Here is a 24,734-nt window from a genome sequence, read left to right on the forward strand (position 1 = left end):
GCCGGAACCTTATGGGGGTGGCTGCAGCTGAGTCGCGGCGCTGAGGGGAATCGTTGTGATATTCCAATCATCCCACATTGAATTTTGAGGGGAAAAGGCGCATCAATCGCCTCATGCAGATCTGGAACAGTCCCGCCTGGCCGAAATTTCTCCATGATCCCACCGCGACGGAAGGTCTGCTCGCGCAGGTGTCGCGACGGCTTGGGGCGATCGGCGGGCTGCAGGCGACGCTTTCGGCCGAGGAACGCCGGGCCGCGTTCCTGCGTGCGGTCACCGGCGAGGCGCTGGCCTCCTTCGCCATCGAGGGCGCCCGGCTGCCGTCCGAGCAGATCGAAGCCTCGGTCGTGGCCTCGCTGGCGGCGCGGGGGACCGGACGGCCGCTTTTGCGGCGCACCGATGCCATTGCCGAGCTGATGCTGCAGGCGCGGGCCGGATCCGAACCCCTGACCGAGGCGGTGCTGCTGCGCTGGCATGGCCTGCTGTTTCACGGCATCGAGGTCGAGGACCGTGGCCGTTGGCGCTCGTTCCCGATGGAGATCGTCCGGGGCGCCACAGGACGGCGCGAAGATGTGCTTTATACCGCGCCACCGCCCGACCGGGTGCCCGCCGAGATGGCCCGCTTGCTGACATGGCTGTCAGGCGATCCTCATCCGGCGCCGATCCGGGCCGCGCTGGCGCATCTGTGGTTCGAATCCGTGCACCCCTTCTCGGATGGCAACGGCCGGATCGGTCGGGCGATCATGGAACATGTCTTTGCCCGCGACGGGGCCGAGGGCGCGCTGCCCTTTTCGCTGTCGCGCCAGATCGAGGCCGACAAGCGTGGCTATTATGCGGCGCTGCAGGCCGGGCGGCGGGTGGCGGGGGATCGCATTGATGCCACGCCCTTTGTCCTGTGGCTGTTGGGGCGGCTTCTGGCGGGGATCGACGATGCCGAGGCCGAGGCGCGCTTTCTGGTGCGTCGCAACGCCTTCTTCAGCCGTCATCCAGACCTGCCGCCGCGCGCCGAAATCGTGCTGCGGCGTCTGTTTGCCGAGGGTGAAACGCGGCTGGCGCAGGGGATCAGCGCCGGGCCTTATGGCCGGATCGCGCGGGTGTCGGCGGCGACCGCGACGCGCGATCTGGCCGAGCTGGAGCGCCGCGGCGTGCTGCTGCGCAGCGCGGCCGGCGGGCGTTCGACGCGCTATCACCTGGCCTGGGAGGGCAAGGGGAATTCTTCGGGCTCTGGGTGATCTAGTCACCGTCGCGGTGCGCTGAACCGTGCCATGGTCCCCGCGATGGAGGACCCCAGATGACCGACACCCCCGTTGCACCGCCCGAAGTGCAGGGCCTTTTCGATCCCGTTACCGATACCATCAGCTGCGTGGTGATGGACCCGGGCTCGGCGGGCTGTGCGATTGTCGATTCCGTTATGGATATCGGCTATGACCATGCGGATGGGATCATCGCCCGGGTGCGGGCCCGGGGCCTGCGTGTCGAATGGCTGCTGGAAACCCATGTCCGTACAGATCGTCTGTCTGCTGCGCCCGATATCCAGAAGATGCCGGGCGGCGAGCGCTTCAACGGGGAACCCGAGGTTCAGCGCGACGGCAGCCAGTTCGACCGCCTGTGCCGGGATGGCGCGACCTATTCCATCGGCGGCCTGCAGGCGCGGGCCATTCACCGCACCGGCCATTCGCCCAGCTGCATGACCCGTGTCATCGGTGGCGCGGCCTTTGTTGAGGATACGTTTTTCATGCCGGATGGCGGCTCGGCCCGGGCGGATGTTCCGGGCCGCGATGCCGGGATACTTTACGATGCGATCCAGAAGGTGCCGCCGGAAGAAACCCGTCTGTTCATGCGCCAAGCCGACGGGCCGAACCGCCGCGATATCTGTTGGGTGACCACCGCAGCCGAGGATACGACCCGCAAAATCCATTTGGGCCAGGGGCGTTCGAAAGCGGCGTTCGTGGCCTTCCGCGCGATCATTCCATCGCTGCATGTCAACATGCGCAGCGGCGGGCTGCCGCCGGCGGACAGCGATGGCAGGCGTTACCTCAAGATGCTGGTCAACGGCATGTGACACATTCCGCGCGGCGGCGAAGCTGTCCGCCGCGCCCATTCAGGACCCGAGGGGAGAGAGACCTCATGCAACGACACGATATCGACACCGGCCTCAGCGTTGGGCCTCAGATCACTCCGGCCGACGTGGCACTGATCGCCGCCGCGGGTTTTCGCGCCATCATCTGCAACCGACCGGATGCCGAGGCCCCAGACCAGCCCGGCCATGACGAGATCGCTCGTGCCGCCGACGATGCCGGGCTGGCGTTCCGCTTTCTGCCGGTCACCCCCGGGCTGGTGACCGACCAGACGGCGCAGGATTTCGGTGCCGCGATGGAGGCGCTGCCAAAGCCGGTTTTCGCCTATTGCCGTACCGGGACGCGTTCGGCCACGCTGTGGTCCCTGTCGCAGGCCGGACGCCAGCCCCTGCCGCAGATCCTGTCAAAGGCGCGCGCGGCAGGCTATGACATGTCGGGCGTTGCGCGCCGCATCGCCAATGGCGGCCGCACCCCCACCGATACGGGGGATGCGGCGTTTCAGGTGGTGATCGTGGGCGCCGGGGCCGGGGGCATTGCGGTGGCGGCCAGCCTGCGCGCCCGCGACCCGGACCTGCAGATTGCCCTGATCGATCCGGCCGATATCCACTATTACCAGCCCGGCTGGACCATGGTCGGCGGCGGCATTTTCCAGCCGCAACAGACTGCGCGCACCATGGGCAGCCTGATCCCGCGCGGCGTCACCTGGATCAAGGCCGCGGTCGCTGCCTTCGAGCCGCAGAACGATGCCGTGATCCTCGACGGGTGCCGGGTGGTGAAATACGACCGCCTGGTCGTCGCCCCGGGGCTAAAGCTCGACTGGTCCGCGATCGAGGGGCTCGAGGAAACGCTGGGCCGCAACGGCGTCACCTCGAACTATCGCTACGACCTGGCGCCCTATACCTGGCAGCTGGTGTCGGGGATGACGCGGGGCCGGGCGATCTTCACCCAGCCTCCGATGCCGATCAAATGCGCAGGTGCTCCGCAGAAGGCGATGTACCTGTCGGGCGATGCCTGGACCCGGCGCGGCGTGCTGAAGGACATCGACATCCAGTTCATGAATGCCGGTGGGGTGCTGTTCGGCGTCAAGGATTACGTGCCCGCGCTGATGGGCTATGTGCAGAAATACGACGCCACGCTGAACTTCTTCCATACGCTTGCGTCCATCGACGGGCCGGCCCGCCGCGCGACCTTTCGCGTGGCCCGTCCCGACCAGCCGCCCCAGGAGGTAACCACCGAATTCGACATGATTCACGTGGTCCCGCCGCAGACCGCGCCGGATTTCATCCGGGTCTCGCCGCTGGCCGATGTGGCGGGGTGGGTGGATGTCGATCCCGCCACCCTGCGCCACCGGACATACGACAACGTCTGGAGCCTGGGGGACGTGATGAACGCCCCCAATGCCAAGACCGCCGCCGCCGCGCGCAAGCAGGCACCGACCGTGGCGATGAACCTTCTGGCCGACATCGCGGGCAAGGGGGCGGTGGCGCAGTACGACGGCTATGGGTCCTGCCCGCTGACGGTCGAGCGCGGCAAGATCGTGCTGGCGGAATTCGGCTATGGCGGGGTGCTGAAGCCCTCGTTCCCGAAATGGCTGGTGGATGGCACCCGCCCGACCCGCGCCGCCTGGCTGCTGAAGGAACGCCTGCTGCCGCCGATCTACTGGTGGGCAATGCTGCGTGGGCGGGAATGGATGGCGCATCCCGAACCGGTCACTGTGGCCGAATGATCCCTTGGGGGGCCGGGCGCGGCCCCCTATCCCTGCTGCATCCGCGACCGCGCCGACACCTGCGCCGCCAGCCAGTCGCGGAAGGCCGCGACGCGCGCCTCGCGCCCCTCGGGGATGACGAGGTAATAGGCCATGTCGGTCGAATGCGGCAGATCAAAGACCACCTCCAGCGCGCCCTGCGCAATCTCGTCCTCGATCAGGTAGAGCGGCAGCAGCGCATAGCCCAGGCCGCTTTTCACCGCCTCGATGGTCAGCGAGAACTGGTCGAACCAGTGCCCCGTCGTGGCTTCGGGCAGGGTGCGGCCCAGCCGGGTGAACCAGTCGGGCCAGAGCGCGGGGCGATCGGCCAGATGCACCTTGGGCGCCTGCGCCAGATCCGATGGCCCCCGCAGCCGCCGCCCGCGCAACGACCCGCCCGCCACCGGCACGACGATCTCGGAACACAGGAAGCTGCAGCGCGCCCCGGGCCAGATCGGCCGGCCGTAGTGAATGGCCAGATCGCACTGGGTTTCGGCGAAATCGAAGACCTCGCGCCGGGTCGAGATGTCAAAGCGCACCTCGGGGTGCAGCGCCAGATAGCCCGGCAGGCGCGGCATCAGCCAGCGTTCGGCAAAGGTCGGGATGGCATTGACCGCCAGCACATCCTGCCCCTGCGCGCCGGCACTGGCGTGGCGCATCGTCGTTTCGGCCATCTGCATCAGGCGCTGGACCTCGGGCAGCAGCGCATCGGCCGCCGGGGTCGGCACGACGCGGCCGCGCAGCCGGGCGAACAGCGGCTTGCCGATCTGGTCCTCCAGCTCCTTCACCTGGCGGCTGACGGCGCTTTGGGTCAGCGCCAGCTCTTCTCCGGCGCGGGTGAAATTGCCATGGCGGGCGGCGGCTTCGAAGGTCTGAAGCAGGCGCATGTCGGGCAGGTGGCGGCGTTGCAGGATCATCGGGACCTCCGGCCAACCATGTTGCGCGCGCATCGCAGAAAGGCAAGCCATGCGAAACCGGAATGAGGGCAGTCCGATCCATCGTTGGGCAGGGGGCGGGGCAGGGGGCTAACCTGCCCCCGACCACAGCCGCACCGGAGCCCCGCACATGAGCACCCCTCACGTCACGCCCGAAGAGATCCGCACCCTGTTCTCCCGCGCCATGTCCGCCATGTACCGCGAGGAAGTGCCCGCCTACGGCACCCTTCTGGACCTGGTGAAGGACGTCAACGACGCGCATCTGGCGGATGACCCCGCCGAAGCCGCCCGCCTGTCCACCCTGGGCGAACTGGACCGCATCAGCGAGGAACGCCATGGCGCCATCCGCCTGGGCACCCCGCAGGAGCTGTCGACGATGCGGCGCCTCTTTGCCGTGATGGGCATGTTCCCGGTGGGCTACTACGACCTGTCGGTCGCGGGCGTGCCGGTGCATTCCACCGCCTTCCGGCCGCTGTCGGACGCGGCGCTGCGGATCAACCCGTTCCGCGTCTTCACCTCGCTGCTGCGGCTGGACCTGATCGAGGACGCGACCCTGCGCGCCGAGGCCGCCGCGGTTCTGGACGCCCGGCAGATCTTCACCCCCGGCTGCCTGGCGCTGATCGCCCGCGCCGAGGCCGAGGGCGGCCTGTCGGACGCCGATGCCCGGGCCTTCATCGCCGAGGCGCTGGAAACCTTCCGCTGGCATCCGCAGGCCAATGTCGGCCATGCGATGTACCACCGCCTTCATGCCGCGCACCGGCTGGTGGCCGACGTGGTGGCCTTCAAGGGGCCGCATATCAACCACCTGACGCCGCGCACCCTGGATATCGACGCGGTGCAGGCACAGATGCCCGCCCGCGGCATCGCCCCCAAGGCGGTGATCGAGGGCCCGCCCACCCGCAACGTTCCGATCCTGCTGCGCCAGACCTCGTTCAAGGCGCTGGAGGAACCGGTGACCTATGCCGACGGCACCACCACGGTTGCGGGCAGCCACACCGCCCGCTTCGGCGAGATCGAGCAGCGCGGCCTGGCGCTGACGCCCAAGGGCCAGGCGCTCTATGATCAGCTGCTGAACCGCACCCGGGACATCGTCCGCCCCGCCGCCGACGGATCGAACGCCGCCACCTACATGGAAACGCTGTCCGCCGTCTTCGCCGATTTCCCCGATGATCTGGATGCGATCCGCGCCGAGGGTCTGGGCTATTTCCGCTATACCCCCACCGGCAAGGCGGCGACGGTCGCGGATCTGTCGCGCGATCCCGCCGCCCTTGTCGCGGCCGGCATCCTGCGCGCCGATCCGATCATCTACGAAGATTTCCTGCCGGTGTCCGCCGCCGGGATCTTCCAGTCGAACCTTGGCGACGAGGCAACCCAGGCCTTCACCGCCAACCCCAACCGCGCCCGGTTCGAGGCCGATCTTGGCGCCCCCGTCATCGACCTGCACCAGCGATATGCCGATGCCGAGGCAACCTCCCTTGCCCGCGCCCGTGCCACGCTCAGCCACGCCCACGCGTGACCCCGATCTTCTGAAAGGACCCCCGATGCTGACGAAACCCCTCTCTGCCGTCACTGCCGAAACCATGGAAGCCTGCGGCGTCACCGCAGCGCTTGACGCGGCGGGCGGCATGGTCGTGATCTCTCCGGTCACCGGCGAAGCCGTGGCCTCGCTGGCCGAACATTCCGTCGCCGACACCCAGGCCGCCATCGCCACCGCCGCGGCCGCCTTCCGCAAATGGCGCCTGGTCCCCGGCCCCCGGCGCGGCGAACTGGTGCGCCTCTTCGCGGAAGAGCTGCGCAAGTCGAAGACCGATCTTGGCCGCATGGTCTCGATCGAGGCGGGCAAGTCGCCCTCCGAAGGCTTGGGCGAAGTGCAGGAGATGATCGACATCTGCGATTTCGCCGTCGGCCTGTCGCGGCAGCTTTACGGCCTGACCATCGCCACCGAACGCCCTGGCCACCGCATGATGGAAACCTGGCATCCGCTGGGTGTCGTGGGCATCATCACCGCCTTCAACTTCCCCTGCGCCCCCTGGTGCTGGAACGCGGCGCTGGCGCTGGTCTGCGGCGATCCGGTGATCTGGAAGCCCTCTGAAAAGACCCCGCTGACCGCGCTGGCCTGCCAGGCCGTGCTGGAACGCGCCATTGCCCGTTTTGGCGATGACGCCCCCGAGGGCCTGTCGCAGGTGCTGATCGGCGGCCCCGCCGTGGGCGCGGCGCTGGTCGAAAGCGAGAAGGTCGCGCTGATCTCGGCCACCGGCTCGACCCGGATGGGCCGGATCGTCGGCCCCAAGGTCGCGGCCCGCTTCGGCAAGTGCATCCTGGAACTGGGCGGCAACAATGCCGGCATCGTCTGCCCCTCGGCGGATCTGGACATGACGCTGCGCGCCGTGGCCTTCGGCGCCATGGGCACCGCCGGTCAGCGCTGCACCACCATGCGCCGCCTCTTCGTGCATGAAAGCGTCTATGACCAGCTGGTCCCGGCGCTGAAGAAGGCCTATGCCTCGGTCTCGGTCGGCAATCCGCTGGAAACCCAGGCGCTGGTCGGTCCGCTGATCGACAAGGCCGCCTTCGACGGCATGACCGCCGCGCTGCAGGAAGCGGCCGATCTGGGCGGCGTTGTCCACGGCGGCGAACGTCAGCAGGTGGGCGCCGACACCGCCTATTACGTCAAGCCCGCCCTGGTCGAGATGCCCGGCCAGCTGGGCCCCGTCCTGCGCGAGACCTTCGCGCCGATCCTCTACGTGATGAAGTATTCCGACTTTGACGCGGTGCTGGAGCTGCACAATGACGTGGGCGGCGGGCTGTCGTCCTCGATCTTCACCACCGACCTGCGCGAGATGGAGGTGTTCCTGTCGGCCAAGGGGTCCGACTGCGGGATCGCCAACGTCAACATCGGCACCTCGGGCGCCGAGATCGGCGGCGCCTTCGGGGGCGAAAAGGAAACCGGCGGTGGCCGTGAATCCGGCTCGGACGCCTGGCGTGCCTACATGCGCCGCGCGACCAACACCATCAACTACTCGAAGGAACTGCCGCTGGCGCAGGGTGTCGTCTTCGACATCGACTGACCCGAGGGGCCGGGGGCACGCCCCCGGCATCCTCCCCTCCGGCCCGGCGTCCCCTTCCGCCGGGCCGGGCATTTCTACAGGATCGCAGCCCCCGCCAGATCGGCCGCGGCAAAGTCGATCAGCGCCCGCAGCCGGCGCGGTAGCACCCGCCCTTCCAGCCAGACGGCCGAGACGGGGCCGCATTCCCCCTCGTACCCTTCCAGCAGCGGCACCAGCCCCTTGCCCGCGTCGCCTTGCAGCGCAAAGCGCGGCGCATAGGCGATGCCGCGGCCACGGCGTGCCAGCTCGACCGCGGCGCGGGCGGAATTGACCCGGAACGGCCCCTGCACGTCCACGCTGGCCTCTCGCCCATCGCGGCGAAAATTCCACCTGCGGGGCTGGCGGCGGTTGCTGTCAAGGATGCAGGGCAGGGCGGCCAGATCGGCCGGGGTCGCGGGCGTGCCATGGCGCGACAGGAAGGCGGGGCTGGCGACCAGCACCGCCCGCCATTCCCCCAGCCGCCGCTGTTTCAGCGACAGCATCTCGGACTGGCCAAGGCGAAACGCCAGGTCGATCCCCTCAGATGCCAGATCGACATGCCGGTCATCCAGCCGCAGGTCGAACGACAGGTTGGTGTTCAGGGCGCCGAACCGGTCCAGCATCCCGGTCACCCAAAGCTCTCCGAACGTCACCGGGGCCGACACCCGGATCATCCCTGAAAACCCCCGCGATCCTTCCGAGACCTCGCCCAGAAGCGCGTCCAGATCGTCCAGAAGGGCAGGGGCCCGCGCCAGCAGATCTTCGCCCGCAGGCGTCAGCCCGACCCGCCGGGTGGTGCGCTGCAGCAGACGCAGGCCCAGCCGCCCCTCAAGCCCTGCCACGTATTTCGACATCAGCCGGTTCGACAGGCCCAGCTGCTCGCCTGCGGCGGTGAAGGACCCCGTCTGCGCCGTCGCGACAAAGGCCCGAAGCTGATCGACCAGATCCATGCCACCTCCAATTCGGAACAAATCGACGATAGTCATAATCCAACTTCGCCATTTTGTGGAGAGCCCCCAGGGCATAGCCTGCGTTCAACAGGGGCCCTTCCGGCCCCGGGAGAAACACCATGAGCACTGCCTCTGCGCTGAAGAAGCTGGCCGAACGTTTCCCGGCCTCCGACCGCATGCCGCTGGTCTTCCTGGGCCACGGCAGCCCGATGAACGCCATAGAAGATACCGACTACAGCCGTGCCTGGACGGCGCTTGGCCGGTCCCTGCCGCGTCCGAACGCGATCCTGGTGGTTTCCGCCCACTGGATGACGCGCGGCACGACGCTGGTCGATGTCTCGGCCATGCCGAAGACGATCCACGATTTCTACGGCTTCCCCGAGGCGCTCTATGCCCAGCAATACCCCGCCAAGGGCGATCCGACCCTGGCGCGCGAGGTGGTCAGCCTGCTGGCCAGCCACCACGGCGCCGAGGACCACAGCTGGGGCCTGGATCACGGCGCCTGGACGGTGCTGAAATTCCTCTACCCCGAGGCCGACGTGCCGGTCTTTCAGGTGTCGATCGACATGGGGCGGGGCTTGGATCACCAGCTGGAAGTGGGCCAGGCGATTGCCGCGCTGCGTGACCGCGGCGTGCTGATCCTGGGATCGGGCAATGTGGTGCACAACCTCTCGGCGCTGAACTTTGGCGGCCGGGCGCAGGATTTTGCGGTGGAATTCGACATGCTCTTCGCCGACCGGCTTGAAAAGCGCGACTTTGCGATGCTGGCGGATCCGAAGAAGCTGGGCAAGCTGCTGCGCGCCGCCCACCCCAGCCCCGACCACTACCTGCCGGCGCTGACCATCGCCGGGGCGTCGGATGCGCGCGACAGCCTGACCTTCATGACCGACCGGATCGACCTGGGGTCGATCTCGATGCGGTCCTTTGTCTTCCACGCCTGAAAGGAGATCCCCATGCTTGTCGATGGAAAATGGACGGCCGACTGGCAGCCGGTGCAGAAGAAGGATGCCCAGGGGCGCTTTGTGCGTCAGGTCTCGGGGTTTCGCAACTGGATCACCCCCGATGGCAGCGCCGGTCCCACCGGCACCGGCGGGTTCCGGGCCGAGGCCGGGCGCTATCGCCTTTATGTCGCGCTGATCTGCCCCTGGGCCTCGCGCACGCTGATCGCACGGGCGCTGAAGGGGCTGCAGGACATCATCCCCGTGACCGTGGTCAATCCGACGCTGGAGGCCGAAGGCTGGTCCTTCGGCGGCTATCCCGGCGCCGATGCGGACCCGCTGTTCGGCGCCCGCCACCTGCATGAACTCTATACCCGGGCCGATCCGCATTATACCGGCCGCGCCACGGTGCCGGTGCTGTGGGACGAAAAGCAGGGCGTCATGGTCAACAACGAAAGCGCCGATATCCTGCGGATGTTCGATACCGCCTTCGCGCATCTGGTCCCCTCGGATCTGTGCCTTTACCCCTCGGATCTGGCCGATCAGATCGACGCGCTGAACCCGCGGATCTACGAGCTGCTGAACAATGGCGTCTACAAGGCGGGCTTTGCCTCCAGCCAGCAGGCCTATGACGAGGCCGCCGAGGGCGTCTTTGCCATGCTGGACGAGCTGGAAGGGCGCCTGAGCGGCCCCTACCTGTTCGGCGACCGCCTGACCGAGACCGACATCCGCACCTTCGTCACCCTGATCCGCTTCGATGCGGCCTATCACGGCCTCTTCAAGGTGAACCGTCGGCAGATCGCCGATTATCCCCGCCTCTCGGCCTATATGGAGCGGATCTTGACGCTGCCCGGCATCGCGGGCACGGTGAACATGGACCACATCACGCGGGGCTACTATTCGATCCGGGCGCTGAACCCGACGCGGATCCGCCCGACCGGCCCGGCACATGTGGCGGCCCTGCTGGCCCGCGCTGCCTGAGACCTCTCGGGCGGGATGCCCCTGATCGTGCATCCGGACGCTGGGTCAGCCTGTTTTGCAGGCACATCAGGACGCAGCCTTGCTGGCTTGGGGCGGGCGGGACTTATCCACCGGCCTGTCCCCAGAAAGCGGGGACAAATCCCCGGTCCATGCGACATCCGGGTCGCTGGAAACGGATTTACCTTCCGCTCGTGAATTTCGTGTTAAGGCTGAATGGCGCGGCCGGAAGCAGCCGCGGAAACGGGCGGAGACGGACAGATGCGCATCGGGCAGATCCTGCGGCAGGGGCTGATGACCCTGACCCTTGTCATGGGATGCGTGCTGGCCGCCGCCGCGCAGGACCGGCCCAGCCTGACCGTGCCCTGGTCCGAACTGCCGGGCGTCTACCAGCGTGCGCCCGACGGCCGGCTGACCGGCTTTTTCGCCGAGCTTGCCCGCGACATCGCCGACCGTGCCGGGATCGACCTCACCTTCCGGCACTACGACACCCTTCAGCAGGCCTATGCCGCGCTGGCCGAGGGGCAGGGCGACATGCTGGCTGGGGTCGGCAAACTGCCGGCACTGGGGCCGCAGACGCTTTATTCTGATCGAGTGGCGCGGACGGCGGTCTATCTGTTCATGCGCGCTGACACGCCGGACGGGGTGCGGCCCGAGACGCTGAAGGGCGCGCGGATCGGCGTTGTGACGGGCACCGCCGGAAGCGAGCTGGGCGCGCTGTCGGGGGGCAACACGGTGATCGACTTTGCCGGGCCGCGTGCCGCGGTCGGCGCCCTGCTGACGCGCGATGTGGATGGCGTGGTGCTGCTGCACAAGGCGGCGCTTGACGTGCTGTCGAAGGCGGGGCTCGAGACGGCGGTGCGCATCGTTGGCGAGCCGCTGCGCACGGTCGATCATTTCGTGGCGCTGTCGCCCGGGCAGGCCGCGCTGATGCCGCGCATCAACCTGGCGATCAAGGCATTGCAGACGGATGGCACGCTGGACCGGTTGTTGATCGCCTGGAACATGGTGCGCGCGGCGCCACCGCCAGCGGTGCTGGAGGTCGGGGTCAGCGATTTCCCCCCCTATCAGGTGGTCAATGCGGATGGCACCTTTACCGGCTATGGAGTCGAGGCCCTGCGTGATCTGGCGCGACGCGCCGGTCTGAAGCTGCATTTCCACGCCGTCACCTCTCAGGAATGGGCCAAGGGGCCGAATTACGGCGGCTTCGACATGCTGCCGCCGCTTTCGGTCACGGCCGAGCGCCGCCAGGTGATGGATTTCACCATCCCGATCCAGCGTTCGCCCTATTCGATCTTTACCCGCGCCGGTCAGCCCGAGGGGATCACTGACATGGCCAGCCTGAAGGGGCACCCTGTCGGCGTGGTGGCGCGCAATGCGGCCCGGCCGGGGGCCGAGGCGGCGGGCCTCGATCTGAAGGTCTACGAAACCGTCGATGCCATGATCGACGGGCTGCTGGCCGGAGAGGTTGACGCGATGCTCTATGCCACGGTCACCATGCGCGAGACTCTGGCCGCGCGCGGTGACACCCCCCGGGTGGCGGAACTGCCCCAGCCCTATCTGGTCTTCGAACGTGCGATCGGCCTGCGTGCCGGCCTGGGCGAGGTCCGCGACCGGCTGAACGCGGTGATCCCGGCCTATCTCAGCTCGGAAGAATCCCAGGCCCTGCGCGAGCGGTGGTTTTCGCCGCCGCAGTTCTGGACGGCCGAACGGTTGCGGCTGTTGAAATGGGCCCTGGGCCTGCTGGCAATCCTGATCGTGCTGGCTTTCCTGGGCCAGAGCCTGCGGGCGCGGCGGCGGGCGGAACGGCTGGCACTGGCCCGCCGCGAGGTCGCCGACCGGCTGAGCGCCGTCCTTGATGCGGCCAGCAGCGCGATCTTCGGGATCCGGGGCGACGGGCTGGTGGGGTCGGTCAATGCCGGGGCGGTCCGCCTGCTGGGGCGCAGCCTGGTGCCGCCGTTCTCCTGGCCGGGGACGGCGCGGTTCCTCGATCTGTCGACGATGGAGCCGCTGGAGCCCCAGGCCGACCCGCTGCACCGCGCCATCGCGGGAGAGCCCCTGCGCGGCGAGGCGGCCATGCTGCAGCCCGATCCCGACGGCGAGGCCCGCTTTGTCAACGTGTCCAGCTCGGCCATCGCCGGGGCGTCGGGCGGCGAGATCGCCACCGTCATCGTCATGGATGACGTGACCGAACAGGAACGTGCGCGCCAGCGGGCGGAACGCTCCAGCCGGTTGGATGCGCTTGGCCAGCTGACCGGCGGGGTGGCGCATGATTTCAACAACATCCTGGCCACCATCGACTATGCCGCGCAGCTGGCGCAGGGCCATTGCGACGAGAAGGGGCAGAAATACCTCGGCACCGCGATCACCTCGGTGCAGCGGGGGGCGGCGCTGACGGCGCGGCTGCTGACCTTCGCCAAGCGGCAGTCGGGGCGGGCCCGCGTCCATCGGGTCGAAGAGGTGCTGGAGGAATTCCGCGGCCTGGCCAGCCCGGTCATCGAAGAAAACATCACGCTTGAGTTCGAGCTGGCCGAGCCCGACCTGCATGTCTATTGCGATCTTGCGCAGCTCGACAATGCGCTGCTGAACCTGGTGCTGAACAGCCGCGACGCGATCCTGGGGGCCGGTTCGGGGGGGCGGATCGCGGTCAGCGTGCGGGCGCTGCGTGATCCGATGGAACCCGGGCCCCATGATCCCGCCGCCCCGCAGGTCGAGTTCTCGGTCTCCGATGACGGTCCGGGCATGAGCGCCGAGGTCCGGGCCCGCGCCACCGACCCCTTCTTCACCACCAAGGGCGAGCGCAAGGGCACCGGTCTGGGGCTGGCGATGGTTTACGGCTTTGCCGAGCAGTCGGGCGGCTCGATGAGCCTCTATTCCATCCCCGGCCATGGCACGACAGTGCGGCTGCGGCTGCCGATGGGATCGGCCGAGGGGGCGGTGCCGCCGGCAGCCACAGCCGGGGCCGCGATCCCGGCCGCTCAGGGCGAGCGCATCCTGCTGGCCGAGGACGAGGCCGATTTGCTGGAACTGACCCGGGACACCCTGCAGGGGATGGGCTATGCGGTTGTCACCGCGCCCTCGGGCGATGCGGCGCTGGCGCTGATCGAGGCGGGTACGCCGATTGACCTTTTGCTGAGCGACGTTGTGATGCCGGGGCGGCTGGATGGCTTTGGGCTGGCGCGGGCTGCGCGCGGGCTGCGGCCGGGGCTGCCGGTGGTGATGATGTCGGGCTACACGGGTCCGGCGCAGCGCCCGGGGCAGGCGGGTTTCGGTCCGGTGCTGCAAAAGCCATGCTCGGCCGGAGAGCTGGCGGCGGCCCTGCGCAATGCGCTGGCGGGACGCCACGGGGGGGCAGGCTAGGGCGCGGCCCATGCCGCCCGGGCCAGGGGTGGCAGGTGGCTGTGGCGGGTCATGACCGTTCGGAGGGATCTGAGCGTGGGTTCACCTGGGGGCTTCGGATGCGCATTACCGAAAGCGGGCGGCACCTTTTGGTCATGCTCGGCCACGGGCTGCGATCAGCAAGGGGCGGGCGACCGGCCGGGTTCTGCAACGCGGTCGCAGAGCGCGCGATGCGACCCCAATTGCCAGGCCCTTTACCGGTCCGCCTGATCGCCTTCGGCGGACCGGCCGGGTATTGGCTGGGACCTCCCGGTTTTCCGGGCCCCGCTCTGTTCTCAGCGATGACACGGCCGGTCCGTCAGGCGGTCCCTGAATATCGAGAGGCTGACGGCGCGCCCCTTCGTGGCAGCAGGAAGATCGGGGCGAGGGGCTGGGCCCTGTGATCGGGGCGTCAGCAGGGCGTCTGGGCCGGGGAACTGATCTTCGGGGGGCGAAGGATCGTGTTGCCCACCCACCCGTGATCCGACCGCACCCGGGCGCTGGCACAAAAGGCTGGATCAAGAACCGGCCGGGCCCAGGCGTCCTATGGCGCGTCCTCTTCGTCGAAGGACAACCGTGGAAGCCCCTTACGGGGTTTGTAGCGGCGGCGGGGCGGTGCTGGCGCGGGCGGCAAGGCGCGGTGCCAGCAGGTGGCTTTCCACCGGGCGCCCCTGCAGCAGGTCCATCAGCGCATGGGCGGCGGCTGTGCCCAGTTCGCGCTGCGGCTGCTCGATCGTCGACAGCGGCACCGGCAGGTACAGCCCGATGTCCAGCCCGTCGTAGCCGATGACCGAGAGCGCCTCGGGGATGCGCACCCCGGCCTGCTGGACGGCGGCCATGAAGGCCACGGCGATCTCGTCCGAGCAGCAGAACATCGCAGTCGGCCGGTCGTCCGGCGGCAGTTGCAGCCAGCGCTGTCCGGCGGCAAAGCCCGCACGGTAGAGGAAGGTCGCGTCGAAGAACCAGTCTTCGCGCAGCGGCAGGCCGGCGGCGGTCATCTCGGTGCGCATGACAGCTTCGCGCAGCTGGCTGACCGGGTGGATGGCCTGGCCGCGGACATGGCCGATGCGCCGGTGGCCAAGGTCGATCAGATGGCGGATCGCGGCCCGGGCGCCTGCGGCATTGTCGATGCGCAGCACCGGCATATCCAGCCCGGGCGGCGTTTCGCAGGCAAAGACCGTGGGCAGGTCGCGGGCGGCAGGTTCGGCCAGCAGGCGCTCGACGATGGTGCCGTCCAGAACGATCACCCCGTCGACCCGTGACGGATCGACATAGCGCAGCACCCGTTCCGAGGACATGTTGTCGAGCCGCGCCAGCCGGTCGTTGATCAGCATCGCGTAATCGGCGGCCTCCAGCACGGCATCGAGGCCCTCCAGGATCCGCGGGTAATGCCCGCTGCTGAGGTCGGGCAGCAGCGCCAGGATGGTGCGCGTCTGCGTCAGCCGCAACGAGCGCGCCTGCATGTTGACCCGGTAGCCCGTGGCACGCACCGCCCCCTCGACCACTGCCCGTGTCCGCGCCGAGACCTTGTGCGGTTCCGACAGCGTCCGACTGACGGTCGCCGTCGAGACACCCGCGGCCGCCGCCACATCCGCCATCGTCACCGTTGCCTTCATCTGTTGTCCTTCCCGGTCTTGGCGGCGTGCTCGTATTTTGCGCGGCGCCTTTTCATTTTGGCGTCGAAATTTGACATGTGAAGAAGAATCTTCTTGCCGCATGTGGAAATGTAATCGATTGTAGTTTTCAAGGGCGGCCGGAAGGGTCCCCGGAGAAAAGAGCAATAAAGCCTCGGAAATTCAGCGTTTTAAGGGCGCCTTGATGGATGCCGTGCCGGGTAACTGGCAGGGGTGCTGATCTGCGCGCTTCACAGGGAAACTTCATGTTCAAAGCATTCAGAAATCCTGCTGCCGTGCGTGTCGCGGGGGCCGTCCTGCTGCCGATGCTGATGGCGGGCACCGCCATGGCCCAGCCCCGTGCCGAGGTGATCCACTGGTGGACCTCGGCGGGAGAGTCGAAGGCCGTGAAGGTCTTTGCCGATGCCTTTGATGCCGCCGGCGGCCAGTGGATCGACGCGGCGGTGGCCGGTGGCGACAATGCGCGCCTGGTCTCCTACAACCGGATCATGGGGGGCAAGCCGCCGACCGCGAACCAGTTCCAGGTCGGCCAGCAGATGAATGCCCTGGTCGAGCAGCACCTGCTGCGCGACATCACCCCCCAGATCGAGGCAGACCACCTGGCCGATGTCATCCCGCCGGTGCTGGGCAATGCGGTGAAGATGCAGGGCAAGTACTATGCGCTGCCGGTCTCGATGCAGATCGCCAATTTCACCTATTACAATCCCCAGGTCCTCGCGGCTGCGGGCGTCGACATCAAGACCCTGAAAAGCTGGGACGATCTGTTCGCCGCCTTCGACAAGATCAAGGCCGCGGGCTACATTCCCGTGGCGCTTGGCGTCGATCCGCGTCAGCTGCATGCGCTGTTCACCGGGATCCTTTTGTCGGTGGGCGGGCCTGACCTTTACAACCGGGTGCTCAGCCCGGACTACGCGGCTGCGATTGCCACGCCTGAATTCCACAAGGTCGCCGAGACCTTCCTGAAGATCCGCGACTACATCGACGACGGCGCCGAGAACCGCCAGTGGAACCAGGCGACCGCGATGATGGTGCAGGGCAAGGCGGCCTTCAATTTCATGGGCGACTGGGCCAAGGGAGAGATCCTGGCGGCCGGGCTGAAGCCCGGTATCGATATCGGCTGCTTCATGGGCGTCGGCTATCAAAGCTACCAGATCATCGGTGATGTCTTCGTCTTCCCGAAGGTCAAGGATCCCGATCAGGTCGAGGGCCAGGACCTGCTGATCAAGACCCTGCTGGATCCCAAGGTGCAGGTCGATTTCGCCCGGCTGAAAGGGTCTCTGCCGATCGCGCCGGGGGCGGATGTCAGCGGCCTGGACCAGTGCACGCAGAATGTCTACGGCACCGTCTTCGATCCGAAGAACCAGGTTTCGGGGCCGGACAAGCTGATCTCTCCGGATGCCAATGGCGCGCTGCGCGATGCCGTGACCTACATCTGGTCCGAGCCCGAGGCCACGGCCGACGACCTGGCCAGGCAACTGAACCAGGCCTTCGAGGATGCGATGTAAGGACGGGGCAGGGGGCCATGGCCCCCGCTTCCCCGGGATCTCGATCATGATGACCCCCTCCGTTTCCCGCCGAAAGGGCCATGTCGCGGCCCAGATCGCCCTGTTGCCTGCGATGTTGATCGTCGTGGCGGCCTATCTGGGCACCCTTGTCTGGACGCTGCGGCTTTCGTTCAGCTCGTCTCGCAGCTATCCGGTCTCGGACTGGGTGGGCCTTGAGCAATACGCCCGGCTGTTCCGCAACACCCGCTGGATGATCTCGGTCGACAATGTCGTGCTGTTCGGGATCTGCTTCGTGCTGGCCTGCCTGGTGCTGGGCTTTCTGCTGGCCGTGGTGCTGGACAGCAAGATCCGGGCCGAGGGGATGCTGCGCACCATCTACCTTTACCCCCATGCCATGAGCTTTATCGTCACCGGCCTGGTCTGGCAGTGGATGTTCAACCCCGACATGGGGATCCAGCATGCCATCCGCGCCATGGGCTGGACCGGCTTCACCCTGGACTGGCTGAACCACCGCGAAACCGCGATCTATGTGCTGGTGATTGCCGCCGTCTGGCAGGCGGTGGGGGTGATCACGGCGCTGATGCTGGCAGGGCTGCGCGGCATCGACCAGGATATCTGGAAAGCCGCCAAGGTCGACGGCGTCAAGACCTGGCGGGTCTACCTGTCGATCGTGCTGCCGATGCTGGGGGGCACCATCGGTTCCTGCGTGGTGCTGCTGGCGATCGGCGTGGTGAAATCCTACGATCTGGTGATCGCGCTGACCAATGGCGGCCCGGGCCTGTCGACCGAGGTGCCGGCCAAGTTCGCCATGGACTACCTGTTCACCCGGCAGAACCTGGGGCTGGCGACCGCCGCGACCATGGTGATGCTGATGACCGTCTTCGCCGTGCTGGTGCCCTGGGGCATCGCGCTGCGGCTGCGCAAGCGCGCCAAGTGAAAGGCCAAGCGATGACCGACACCTCTCTCTCCGGGTCCGTCCCGAAACGCGCCTGCGATCCGGCCGCCGCCGGGCCGCGCCCCGCACAGCTGAACATCGGGCGCATCGGGCTTTACGTCTTTGCCGCGCTGACCGCCGCCTGGTTCCTGCTGCCGCTGTGGGTGATGATCGTCACCTCGCTCAAGACCATGGACGAGATCCGCCTGGGCAACATCCTGTCCTGGCCCCAGGCCCCGACGCTGGAATTCTGGAAAGAGGCCTGGTCGCAGGCCTGCACCGGGGTCGAGTGCAAGGGGATCTCGGTCGGGTTCTGGAACTCGGTGATGATCCTGATCCCCTCGGTGGCGGGCTCGCTGGCGGTGGGGTCGGTCACGGGCTATGCCATGACCTTCTGGAAGCCGCGCGGGCGCGATGCGGTCTTTGCCGTGCTGATGCTGGGTGCCTTCATCCCCTACCAGGTCTTCATCTATCCGATGACGCGGGGGCTGGCGGCGATGGGCCTGTTCGGCTCGATCTGGGGGCTGGTGCTGGTGCATGTGGTCTTCGGCCTGCCGCTGATGACGCTGCTGTTCCGCAACTTCTACGCCACCCTGCCCATCGACCTGTTCAAGGCCGCCCGTGTCGATGGCGCGCGCTTCTGGGCGATCTTCGTGCATGTGATCCTGCCGATGTCGGGGCCCATCACCGTCGTCGCCGGTATCCTTCAGGTCACCGGCGTCTGGAACGACTACCTGCTGGGCCTGATCTTCGGCGGCACGGACTGGAGCCCGATGACCGTGCAGCTGAACAACATCGTCAACACCGTGATGGGCGAGCGGCGCTACAACGTCGACATGGCCGCCACCATCCTGACCGCCCTCGTTCCCCTTGCCCTCTATCTGTTCTCCGGCCGCCTCTTCGTGCGGGGCATTGCCGCCGGTGCCGTGAAAGGATGACCGCATGAGCCCCCAATCCGACCGTTCCTCTGTCTCGATCCGGGATCTTGGTGTGCGCTACGGCAGCCACGCCGTGCTGGAAAGCCTGCAGATGGAGATCGCCTCGGGCGAATTCATCGTCCTGCTGGGGCCTTCGGGCTGCGGCAAGTCCACCCTTCTGAACGCCATTGCCGGGCTTGGGGACGTCTCAGAAGGGCAGATCTGGATCTCGGGGCGCAACGTGACCTGGGCGGAACCGGTCGAGCGCGGCATCGGCATGGTCTTCCAGAGCTATGCGCTCTATCCCCGGATGAGCGTGGAAAAGAACATGTCCTTCGGGCTGCGCATGGCCGGAACGCCCAAGGCCGAGATCGCCCGCCGTGTCGGCCGCGCCGCCAAGATCCTGCAGCTGGAGGCGCTGCTGAAACGCCGACCCGCCGAGCTGTCGGGCGGGCAGCGCCAGCGCGTCGCCATCGGCCGGGCCATGGTGCGCGACGCCGAGGTGTTCCTCTTCGACGAGCCGCTCTCGAACCTTGATGCCAAGCTGCGCGCCGAACTGCGGGTCGAGATCAAGGCCCTGCATCAGGAGCTGGGCAACACGATGATCTACGTCACCCATGATCAGGTCGAGGCGCTGACCCTGGCGGACCGCATCGCCATCATGAACGGCGGCAAGGTGCAGCAGTTCGCCACCCCGTCCGAGATCTACCACCGCCCGGTCAACCTGTTCGTGGCGGGCTTCATCGGCGCGCCGGGGATGAACCTGCTGAAAGGCGAGATCCTGCAGGGCGATACCGGCCCCGTCTTCGTCCCCGAGGGCGGCGCGCCGCTGCCGCTTGCGGGCTATCCGGGCCGCACCCCCACCGGTCCCGCCACCTTCGGCATCCGCCCCGAGCACCTGCTGACCGAAGGCGAGGGCGTCCCCCTGACCCTCGACATCCAGATGACCGAACCCATGGGTTCCGAGACGATCCTGCACTGCCAGCTGAACGGCACCCGCATCGTCCTGCGCATCCCCGGCGACGAGGCCCCCGGCGCAGGCGAGACCCTGACCGTGCGTTTCCAGCCCGCCCGCGTGCATCTTTTCGATGCCGACGGCCAGCGTCTGTGAGGGCCTCATGATCACGATCCCCCATGCCTTCCAGCTGTTCTCGGCCCGCGAAGGGGGCCCGCTCGAAGATCAGCTGGCCCGCATCGAGGCCCTTGGCTTCACCCATATCGAACCCTACCGCAGCTGCTACGAGGACCCCGCCGCGACCCGCGCGCTGATGGACCGTCACGGGCTGAAGGCCGAGACCGGGCATTTCGCCCTCGATGCGCTGGAAGCCGATTTCGACGCCATGTGCGCGGCGGCCGACACGCTGGGCATCCGCACGATCATCGCCCCCTCGCTGCCGATGCAGGACTGGATCAAGCCGCTGGAGGGCTGGAAGGCCCATGGGGCGCGCCTCGAGGCGCTGCGGCGCAGGCTGGCGGATGCGGGTTTCGGCTTTGCCTGGCACAACCACCATTTTGAATTCGTCCTGCTGGAAGACGGCCGCCACGCGATCGAGCATGTGCTGGGCGATCACGTTCAGTGGCAGGCCGACATTGCCTGGATCGTGCGTGCCGGTCAGGATCCGCTGCACTGGCTGAAATATTTCGAGGGCCGCGTCACGGCCTTCCATTTCAAGGACCTGGCGCCGCGCGGCGAGAAGGCCGATGAAATGGGCTGGGCCGATCCCGGCACCGGTATCCTGCCCTGGGAAACGCTGTGGCCGGCTGCGGCGGCGGCGGGGGCGACGATGGCCGTGGCCGAGCACGACAACCCCAGCGACTATGTCCGCTTTGGCGCCCGGGCGATGGCCCATGCCCGGTCCCTGGCGGGGGCGGCATGATGCGCGTCGGGCTGATCGGCTGCGGGGTGATCTCGGACATCTATCTGCGCAATGCGGCGCTCTTTCCCCATTTCGACATCGTGGCGGTGGCGGATCTGTCGTCTGCGGCCGCGCAGGCCCGCGCCGCCGCCTACGGGCTAGAGGCCCTGACACCCGAGGCCCTGCTGGCGCGGCCCGACATCGACTGCGTGCTGAACCTGACCGTGCCCGCCGCCCATGCCGAGGTTGCGCTTGCCGCCATCGCGGCGGACAAGCATGTCTATCTGGAAAAACCGCTCGCCACGAGCCGGGAAGATGCCCGCGCGATTCTGCAGGCAGCACAGGCGCGGGGCCTGACCATCGGCTGTGCGCCCGACACGGTGCTGGGCCCCGGAGTCCAGACCGCCCGCCGGATGATCGCCCAGGGCGACATCGGGCAGGTGCTGATGGGGACCTCGGCGATGATGAACCCCGGCATGCAGGCGCGCCATCCCAGCCCGGATTTCTTCTTCAAGCCCGGCGGCGGGCCGGTCCTCGACATGGGACCCTATTACATCGCCATGATGACCCATCTGCTGGGGCCGGTGGCGCAGGTGCAGGCCCGGGGCATGATCGGCCTGCCCGAGCGCATCATCGGCTCGGGTCCGCGCGCGGGCGAACGTATCAAGGTGGAAACCTTCACCACCGTGCAGGGCGTGCTGGGCTTTGCCAGTGGGGCGCAGATCAGCTTTTCCTACAGCTGGGACGCGCTCCGGCATTCGCTGCCGCCGCTGGAACTGCACGGCACTAGGGCCTCGCTGCGGCTGCCGGATCCGAATTTCTTCGGCGGCACGCTGATGATCGCCCAGGCGGGGCAGGACTGGCAGGGGATCGACACGTCGGACCAGCCCTGGGCGGCGCCGAACTTTCCCTGGCCGGGGATGCCCGGGGCGCCTGCGGGCATGGGCATGGTGCTGGCCAATTACCGCGGCCTGGGGCTGGACGACATGGCGCGCGCCATCGCCGAGGGCCGCGCGCCGCGGGCCAGCGGCGCGCTTGGCCTGCATCTGCTGGACGTGCTGATGACCATCCTCGACTCGGCCCTGGAACAGCGAACCCTCTCTGTCGCTACCGGGGCCGGGCTTTCCGCACTGCCCTCCTGACCTGACAGGATCCGGCAGACGGAAACCCAAGGGGCGCTGCCGGGGCGGGCAGCGCCCCTTTCACATCGCGGTATAGCTGCGGCGCAGCTGTGCCAAGAAGATCCCCAGGCTGGCCCGGTCGACCGCGCGCCTTGGCCAGACCACGCAGACCTCGCGGTCCCAGCCGGGATGTTGCAACGGGATCGTCGCCAGTGTCGCGGGCACCGGGGCGGCACAAAAGCCAAGCGCGGTTGTCCCCGGCAGGGCGCCTTCCAGGAAGGTCCAGGAGGTGGTTTCGATCCGGGCCAGCGGCGGCGGCTCGCCTGCGGTGCGAAACAGCATGTCCAAGGCGGCACGATCAGGTTCGCTGGGGGGCGGCAGGATCCAGTCATAGGGCCCGAGTGCCGAAAGCGGCAGGGCGCCGCGACCGGCCAGCGGGTGCCCCGGGCAGGCCGCGATCTGCATCGGATGGCGGGCCAGTGTCCGGCAGTTCAGCCCCTCCAGCGCTGCTTCGGGCGGCCGCACCAGCACTGCGAGGTCCAGCGATCCGGCCCGCAGCGCCTCCAGCAGCGCGCCGTTCAGCTCTTCGCGCAGTTGCAGCGTGATGCCGGGACGCAGCGCGCGGAACTGCCGGACGGCTTCGGGCAGGGCCTGGCGCAGCTCGGATGTCAGGGCGCCGATCGCCAGGCTGCCGGTGCGGGCGCCGCGCATCTCGTCCAGCTCGGCGCGGGCCTCGGCGCCCAGCGACAGCATCGGCCGGGCATAGTCGCGAAAGCGCCGGCCGTATTCGGTCAGCGTGACGCCGGTGGCGCCGCGTTCGAACAGGGGCGCGCCCAGGTCATCCTCCAGCGCGCGGATGCTGCGCGACAGGGCCGGCTGGCTGAGGTTCAGCGCCCGTGCCGCAGCGCCAAAACTGGCAAAGCGCGCGACGGTCTCGAAATGGCGGATCTGTCTCAGCTCCATCTGGGTCTCCTGCTGCGCGCCCAGCATGGCGTGACGGCAAGAGTAATGCAAATGATCACTATCCCCATGCAAAACATGCATGCCCAATCGCCTTCATGCGGGAAAAAGGGCAGGTCATAACAAGATTTTCCCGGAGTTCCCATGCAGACCGTCTTCGACCGTTTCGAACAGACCGCGCAGCGACGAGGCCAGGCCCCCTTCCTGCACATCCCCGACGAAGCCGCGGCCGTCTACGGCATTGCCGCGGGCGAGACCTCTTATGCGGCGCTGCTGCAGGACGTGCGCCAGCGTGCCGCCGCGCTGTCGGCGGCAGGTTACGTGGCCGGGCAGCGCGTCGGTCTGTTGCTGGAAAACCGTCCCGCCTTCCTGGCCTGCTGGCTGGCGCTCAACAGCCTTGGCCTGTCGATCGTGCCGATCAACCCGGATCTGCGCCAGGCCGAACTGTCCTACCTGGCCCAGGACAGCGGCATGGTCCTGATCATCGCTGTGGCCGCCCGTATCCCGGATCTGGCCCGGGCGACGGGCCTGCCGGTGATCACCGCCGAGGCCCCGCTGCCTGCCGCCCCCGCCGCACAGCCGGTGCAGGCGCCGGACCGCGACCGGGAATGCGCGCTGATGTACACCTCGGGGACGACCGGCCAGCCCAAGGGCTGCATCCTGTCGAACCGCTACTTTACCTTTGCCGGTGAATGGTACGCGGGCCTGGGCGGCCATGTCAGCCTGCGCCGTGATGTCGAGCGTATGCTGACGCCGCTGCCGCTGTTCCACATGAATGCCCTGGCGTGTTCGGTCATGGCGATGATCGAGACAGGCGGCTGTCTGGTGCTGACCGACCGCTTCCACCCGCGCAGCTGGTGGCAGCTGGTGCGCGACAGCGGCGCGACGGTGGTGCATTACTTGGGCGTGATGCCCTCGATCCTGATGGCCGCCCCGGCGTCGCCGCAGGACCGCGACCACAAGCTGCGCTTCGGCTTCGGCGCGGGCGTCGACACCCGGCTGCATGCCCCCTTCGAGGACCGCTTCGGCTTTCCCCTGATCGAGGCCTGGGCAATGACCGAAAGTGGCGTGGCAGGCTGCGTTATCGCCAATGAAGAGCCCCGCCATGTGGGCACCGCCTGCTTTGGTCGTCCCGCCGCCGGTGTGGCGCTGCGGATCGTCGATGATGCGGGTCGCGACTGCCCCGCCGATGTGCCGGGCGAAATGCTGGTGCGCGGTGCCGGGCCCGATCCGTTCGAAGGCTTCTTCTCGGGCTATCTGAACAAGCCCGAGGCGACGGCCGAGGCGCTGCAGGACGGCTGGCTGCACACTGGCGACATCGTGCGCCGCGACGCGGGCGGCAACCTGCGCTTCGTCGACCGCAAGAAGAACGTCATCCGCCGCTCGGGAGAGAACATCTCGGCCGTCGAGGTCGAGACCATCCTGAACCGTCACCCCGCCATTGCCGCAAGCGCCGTGGCCGCCCTGCCGGACGAGATCCGCGGCGAGGAGGTTTGTGCGCTGGTGGTGCTGCATGACGCTGTGGAGCCGGCCGAGATCGCCGCCTGGGCGCTGCAGCAGATGGCCTATTACAAGGTCCCGGGCTGGCTGGCCGTGACCGAGGCCCTGCCGGTTTCGGCCACCCAGAAGATCCTGCGCGGCGCGTTGAAGGCCGAGGTTGCCGCGCGTGCCGAGGCGGGCGGCTTCACCGATCTGCGGCGGCTGAAGAAGCGGCAGCTGGTCTGAG

At 68.0% G+C, this 24,734-nt stretch carries 19 protein-coding genes; 15 read left to right on the forward strand and 4 right to left on the reverse strand.

Features of this window, described 5'->3' with window-relative positions:
- Positions 1–113: 113 nt before the first annotated feature.
- The 3 genes from AC2ITM_RS20035 (at position 114) to AC2ITM_RS20045 (ending at position 3,801) form a co-directional block, all read left to right on the forward strand.
- Complete coding sequence (locus AC2ITM_RS20035; RefSeq protein WP_486470185.1) at positions 114–1,229, forward strand: Fic family protein; 1,116 nt, start codon at positions 114–116, stop codon at positions 1,227–1,229.
- A gap of 59 nt (positions 1,230–1,288) precedes the next feature.
- On the forward strand, positions 1,289–2,059 hold the full coding sequence (locus tag AC2ITM_RS20040) for an MBL fold metallo-hydrolase (protein WP_486470186.1): 771 nt from the start codon (positions 1,289–1,291) through the stop codon (positions 2,057–2,059).
- Positions 2,060–2,124: 65 nt separating this feature from the next.
- The gene (locus AC2ITM_RS20045) at positions 2,125–3,801 is read left to right on the forward strand and encodes a bifunctional protein tyrosine phosphatase family protein/NAD(P)/FAD-dependent oxidoreductase (protein WP_486470187.1); all 1,677 of its coding nucleotides are present in this window, start codon (positions 2,125–2,127) and stop codon (positions 3,799–3,801) included.
- Between the two features lie 26 nt (positions 3,802–3,827).
- On the opposite strand, the gene AC2ITM_RS20050 is transcribed toward AC2ITM_RS20045, so the two are convergent.
- The gene (locus tag AC2ITM_RS20050) at positions 3,828–4,736 is read right to left on the reverse strand and encodes a LysR family transcriptional regulator (RefSeq protein ID WP_486470188.1); all 909 of its coding nucleotides are present in this window, start codon (positions 4,734–4,736) and stop codon (positions 3,828–3,830) included.
- A gap of 148 nt (positions 4,737–4,884) precedes the next feature.
- Between AC2ITM_RS20050 and hglS the strand changes: the two genes are divergently transcribed.
- The gene (gene hglS / locus AC2ITM_RS20055; protein WP_486470189.1) at positions 4,885–6,270 is read left to right on the forward strand and encodes a 2-oxoadipate dioxygenase/decarboxylase HglS; all 1,386 of its coding nucleotides are present in this window, start codon (positions 4,885–4,887) and stop codon (positions 6,268–6,270) included.
- 64 nt (positions 6,271–6,334) lie between these two features.
- A complete protein-coding gene (amaB, locus tag AC2ITM_RS20060) occupies positions 6,335–7,819 on the forward strand; it encodes an L-piperidine-6-carboxylate dehydrogenase (protein ID WP_486470263.1) in 1,485 nt (494 codons plus the stop codon).
- Between the two features lie 74 nt (positions 7,820–7,893).
- Here the strand turns inward: amaB and AC2ITM_RS20065 are convergent, their stop codons facing one another.
- Complete coding sequence (locus AC2ITM_RS20065) at positions 7,894–8,787, reverse strand: LysR family transcriptional regulator (protein WP_486470190.1); 894 nt, start codon at positions 8,785–8,787, stop codon at positions 7,894–7,896.
- 119 nt (positions 8,788–8,906) lie between these two features.
- Between AC2ITM_RS20065 and ygiD the strand changes: the two genes are divergently transcribed.
- The 3 genes from ygiD to AC2ITM_RS20080 all read left to right on the forward strand — a co-directional run bounded on the left by ygiD (position 8,907) and on the right by AC2ITM_RS20080 (position 14,063).
- Positions 8,907–9,728 carry a 4,5-DOPA-extradiol-dioxygenase gene (ygiD, locus tag AC2ITM_RS20070; protein WP_486470191.1) on the forward strand — a complete coding sequence of 274 codons (822 nt, stop codon included), beginning with the start codon at positions 8,907–8,909 and terminating at the stop codon, positions 9,726–9,728.
- Positions 9,729–9,740: 12 nt separating this feature from the next.
- Positions 9,741–10,706, forward strand: a complete 966-nt coding sequence (locus tag AC2ITM_RS20075) for a glutathione S-transferase family protein (protein ID WP_486470192.1) — start codon at positions 9,741–9,743, stop codon at positions 10,704–10,706.
- 258 nt (positions 10,707–10,964) lie between these two features.
- The gene (locus tag AC2ITM_RS20080; RefSeq protein ID WP_486470193.1) at positions 10,965–14,063 is read left to right on the forward strand and encodes a transporter substrate-binding domain-containing protein; all 3,099 of its coding nucleotides are present in this window, start codon (positions 10,965–10,967) and stop codon (positions 14,061–14,063) included.
- Positions 14,064–14,668: 605 nt separating this feature from the next.
- Here AC2ITM_RS20080 and AC2ITM_RS20085 read toward each other — a convergent pair.
- Complete coding sequence (locus AC2ITM_RS20085; RefSeq protein ID WP_486470194.1) at positions 14,669–15,697, reverse strand: LacI family DNA-binding transcriptional regulator; 1,029 nt, start codon at positions 15,695–15,697, stop codon at positions 14,669–14,671.
- A 263-nt stretch (positions 15,698–15,960) separates the two neighbouring features.
- Between AC2ITM_RS20085 and AC2ITM_RS20090 the strand changes: the two genes are divergently transcribed.
- From AC2ITM_RS20090 to AC2ITM_RS20115, 6 genes are read left to right on the forward strand one after another with little or no spacing between them, the layout of a single operon-like run.
- A complete protein-coding gene (locus AC2ITM_RS20090) occupies positions 15,961–17,220 on the forward strand; it encodes an ABC transporter substrate-binding protein (protein ID WP_486470195.1) in 1,260 nt (419 codons plus the stop codon).
- A gap of 46 nt (positions 17,221–17,266) precedes the next feature.
- The gene (locus tag AC2ITM_RS20095; RefSeq protein ID WP_486470196.1) at positions 17,267–18,157 is read left to right on the forward strand and encodes a carbohydrate ABC transporter permease; all 891 of its coding nucleotides are present in this window, start codon (positions 17,267–17,269) and stop codon (positions 18,155–18,157) included.
- Between the two features lie 11 nt (positions 18,158–18,168).
- The gene (locus AC2ITM_RS20100; RefSeq protein ID WP_486470197.1) at positions 18,169–19,092 is read left to right on the forward strand and encodes a carbohydrate ABC transporter permease; all 924 of its coding nucleotides are present in this window, start codon (positions 18,169–18,171) and stop codon (positions 19,090–19,092) included.
- 4 nt (positions 19,093–19,096) lie between these two features.
- Positions 19,097–20,182, forward strand: a complete 1,086-nt coding sequence (locus AC2ITM_RS20105; protein ID WP_486470198.1) for an ABC transporter ATP-binding protein — start codon at positions 19,097–19,099, stop codon at positions 20,180–20,182.
- A gap of 7 nt (positions 20,183–20,189) precedes the next feature.
- The gene (locus AC2ITM_RS20110) at positions 20,190–20,948 is read left to right on the forward strand and encodes a sugar phosphate isomerase/epimerase family protein (RefSeq protein WP_486470199.1); all 759 of its coding nucleotides are present in this window, start codon (positions 20,190–20,192) and stop codon (positions 20,946–20,948) included.
- Positions 20,945–22,069, forward strand: a complete 1,125-nt coding sequence (locus tag AC2ITM_RS20115) for a Gfo/Idh/MocA family protein (protein WP_486470200.1) — start codon at positions 20,945–20,947, stop codon at positions 22,067–22,069. Before AC2ITM_RS20110 ends, AC2ITM_RS20115 begins: the two co-directional genes overlap by 4 nt.
- Before the next feature lie 60 nt (positions 22,070–22,129).
- On the opposite strand, the gene AC2ITM_RS20120 is transcribed toward AC2ITM_RS20115, so the two are convergent.
- A complete protein-coding gene (locus AC2ITM_RS20120; RefSeq protein WP_486470201.1) occupies positions 22,130–23,011 on the reverse strand; it encodes a LysR family transcriptional regulator in 882 nt (293 codons plus the stop codon).
- 141 nt (positions 23,012–23,152) lie between these two features.
- Here AC2ITM_RS20120 and AC2ITM_RS20125 point away from each other — a divergent pair, with 141 nt between their 5' ends.
- Positions 23,153–24,733 (forward strand): AMP-binding protein, encoded by a 1,581-nt coding sequence (locus AC2ITM_RS20125; protein ID WP_486470202.1) that lies wholly within the window; start codon positions 23,153–23,155, stop codon positions 24,731–24,733.
- Position 24,734 lies beyond the last annotated feature (1 nt).

The organism is Pseudooceanicola sp. NS-SX9 (assembly GCF_057380705.1).

Coding starts and splice junctions, on each gene's coding strand:
- AC2ITM_RS20100 (WP_486470197.1), top strand. CDS start 18,169: ATGACCGACACCTCTCTCTCCGGGTCCGTCCCGAAACGCGCCTGCGAT.
- AC2ITM_RS20080 (WP_486470193.1), top strand. CDS start 10,965: ATGCGCATCGGGCAGATCCTGCGGCAGGGGCTGATGACCCTGACCCTT.
- AC2ITM_RS20040 (WP_486470186.1), top strand. CDS start 1,289: ATGACCGACACCCCCGTTGCACCGCCCGAAGTGCAGGGCCTTTTCGAT.
- AC2ITM_RS20075 (WP_486470192.1), top strand. CDS start 9,741: ATGCTTGTCGATGGAAAATGGACGGCCGACTGGCAGCCGGTGCAGAAG.
- AC2ITM_RS20120 (WP_486470201.1), bottom strand. CDS start 23,011: ATGGAGCTGAGACAGATCCGCCATTTCGAGACCGTCGCGCGCTTTGCC.
- hglS (WP_486470189.1), top strand. CDS start 4,885: ATGAGCACCCCTCACGTCACGCCCGAAGAGATCCGCACCCTGTTCTCC.
- AC2ITM_RS20105 (WP_486470198.1), top strand. CDS start 19,097: ATGAGCCCCCAATCCGACCGTTCCTCTGTCTCGATCCGGGATCTTGGT.
- AC2ITM_RS20035 (WP_486470185.1), top strand. CDS start 114: ATGCAGATCTGGAACAGTCCCGCCTGGCCGAAATTTCTCCATGATCCC.
- AC2ITM_RS20115 (WP_486470200.1), top strand. CDS start 20,945: ATGATGCGCGTCGGGCTGATCGGCTGCGGGGTGATCTCGGACATCTAT.
- amaB (WP_486470263.1), top strand. CDS start 6,335: ATGGAAGCCTGCGGCGTCACCGCAGCGCTTGACGCGGCGGGCGGCATG.
- AC2ITM_RS20045 (WP_486470187.1), top strand. CDS start 2,125: ATGCAACGACACGATATCGACACCGGCCTCAGCGTTGGGCCTCAGATC.
- AC2ITM_RS20065 (WP_486470190.1), bottom strand. CDS start 8,787: ATGGATCTGGTCGATCAGCTTCGGGCCTTTGTCGCGACGGCGCAGACG.
- AC2ITM_RS20125 (WP_486470202.1), top strand. CDS start 23,153: ATGCAGACCGTCTTCGACCGTTTCGAACAGACCGCGCAGCGACGAGGC.
- ygiD (WP_486470191.1), top strand. CDS start 8,907: ATGAGCACTGCCTCTGCGCTGAAGAAGCTGGCCGAACGTTTCCCGGCC.
- AC2ITM_RS20110 (WP_486470199.1), top strand. CDS start 20,190: ATGATCACGATCCCCCATGCCTTCCAGCTGTTCTCGGCCCGCGAAGGG.
- AC2ITM_RS20095 (WP_486470196.1), top strand. CDS start 17,267: ATGATGACCCCCTCCGTTTCCCGCCGAAAGGGCCATGTCGCGGCCCAG.
- AC2ITM_RS20085 (WP_486470194.1), bottom strand. CDS start 15,697: ATGAAGGCAACGGTGACGATGGCGGATGTGGCGGCGGCCGCGGGTGTC.
- AC2ITM_RS20090 (WP_486470195.1), top strand. CDS start 15,961: ATGTTCAAAGCATTCAGAAATCCTGCTGCCGTGCGTGTCGCGGGGGCC.
- AC2ITM_RS20050 (WP_486470188.1), bottom strand. CDS start 4,736: ATGATCCTGCAACGCCGCCACCTGCCCGACATGCGCCTGCTTCAGACC.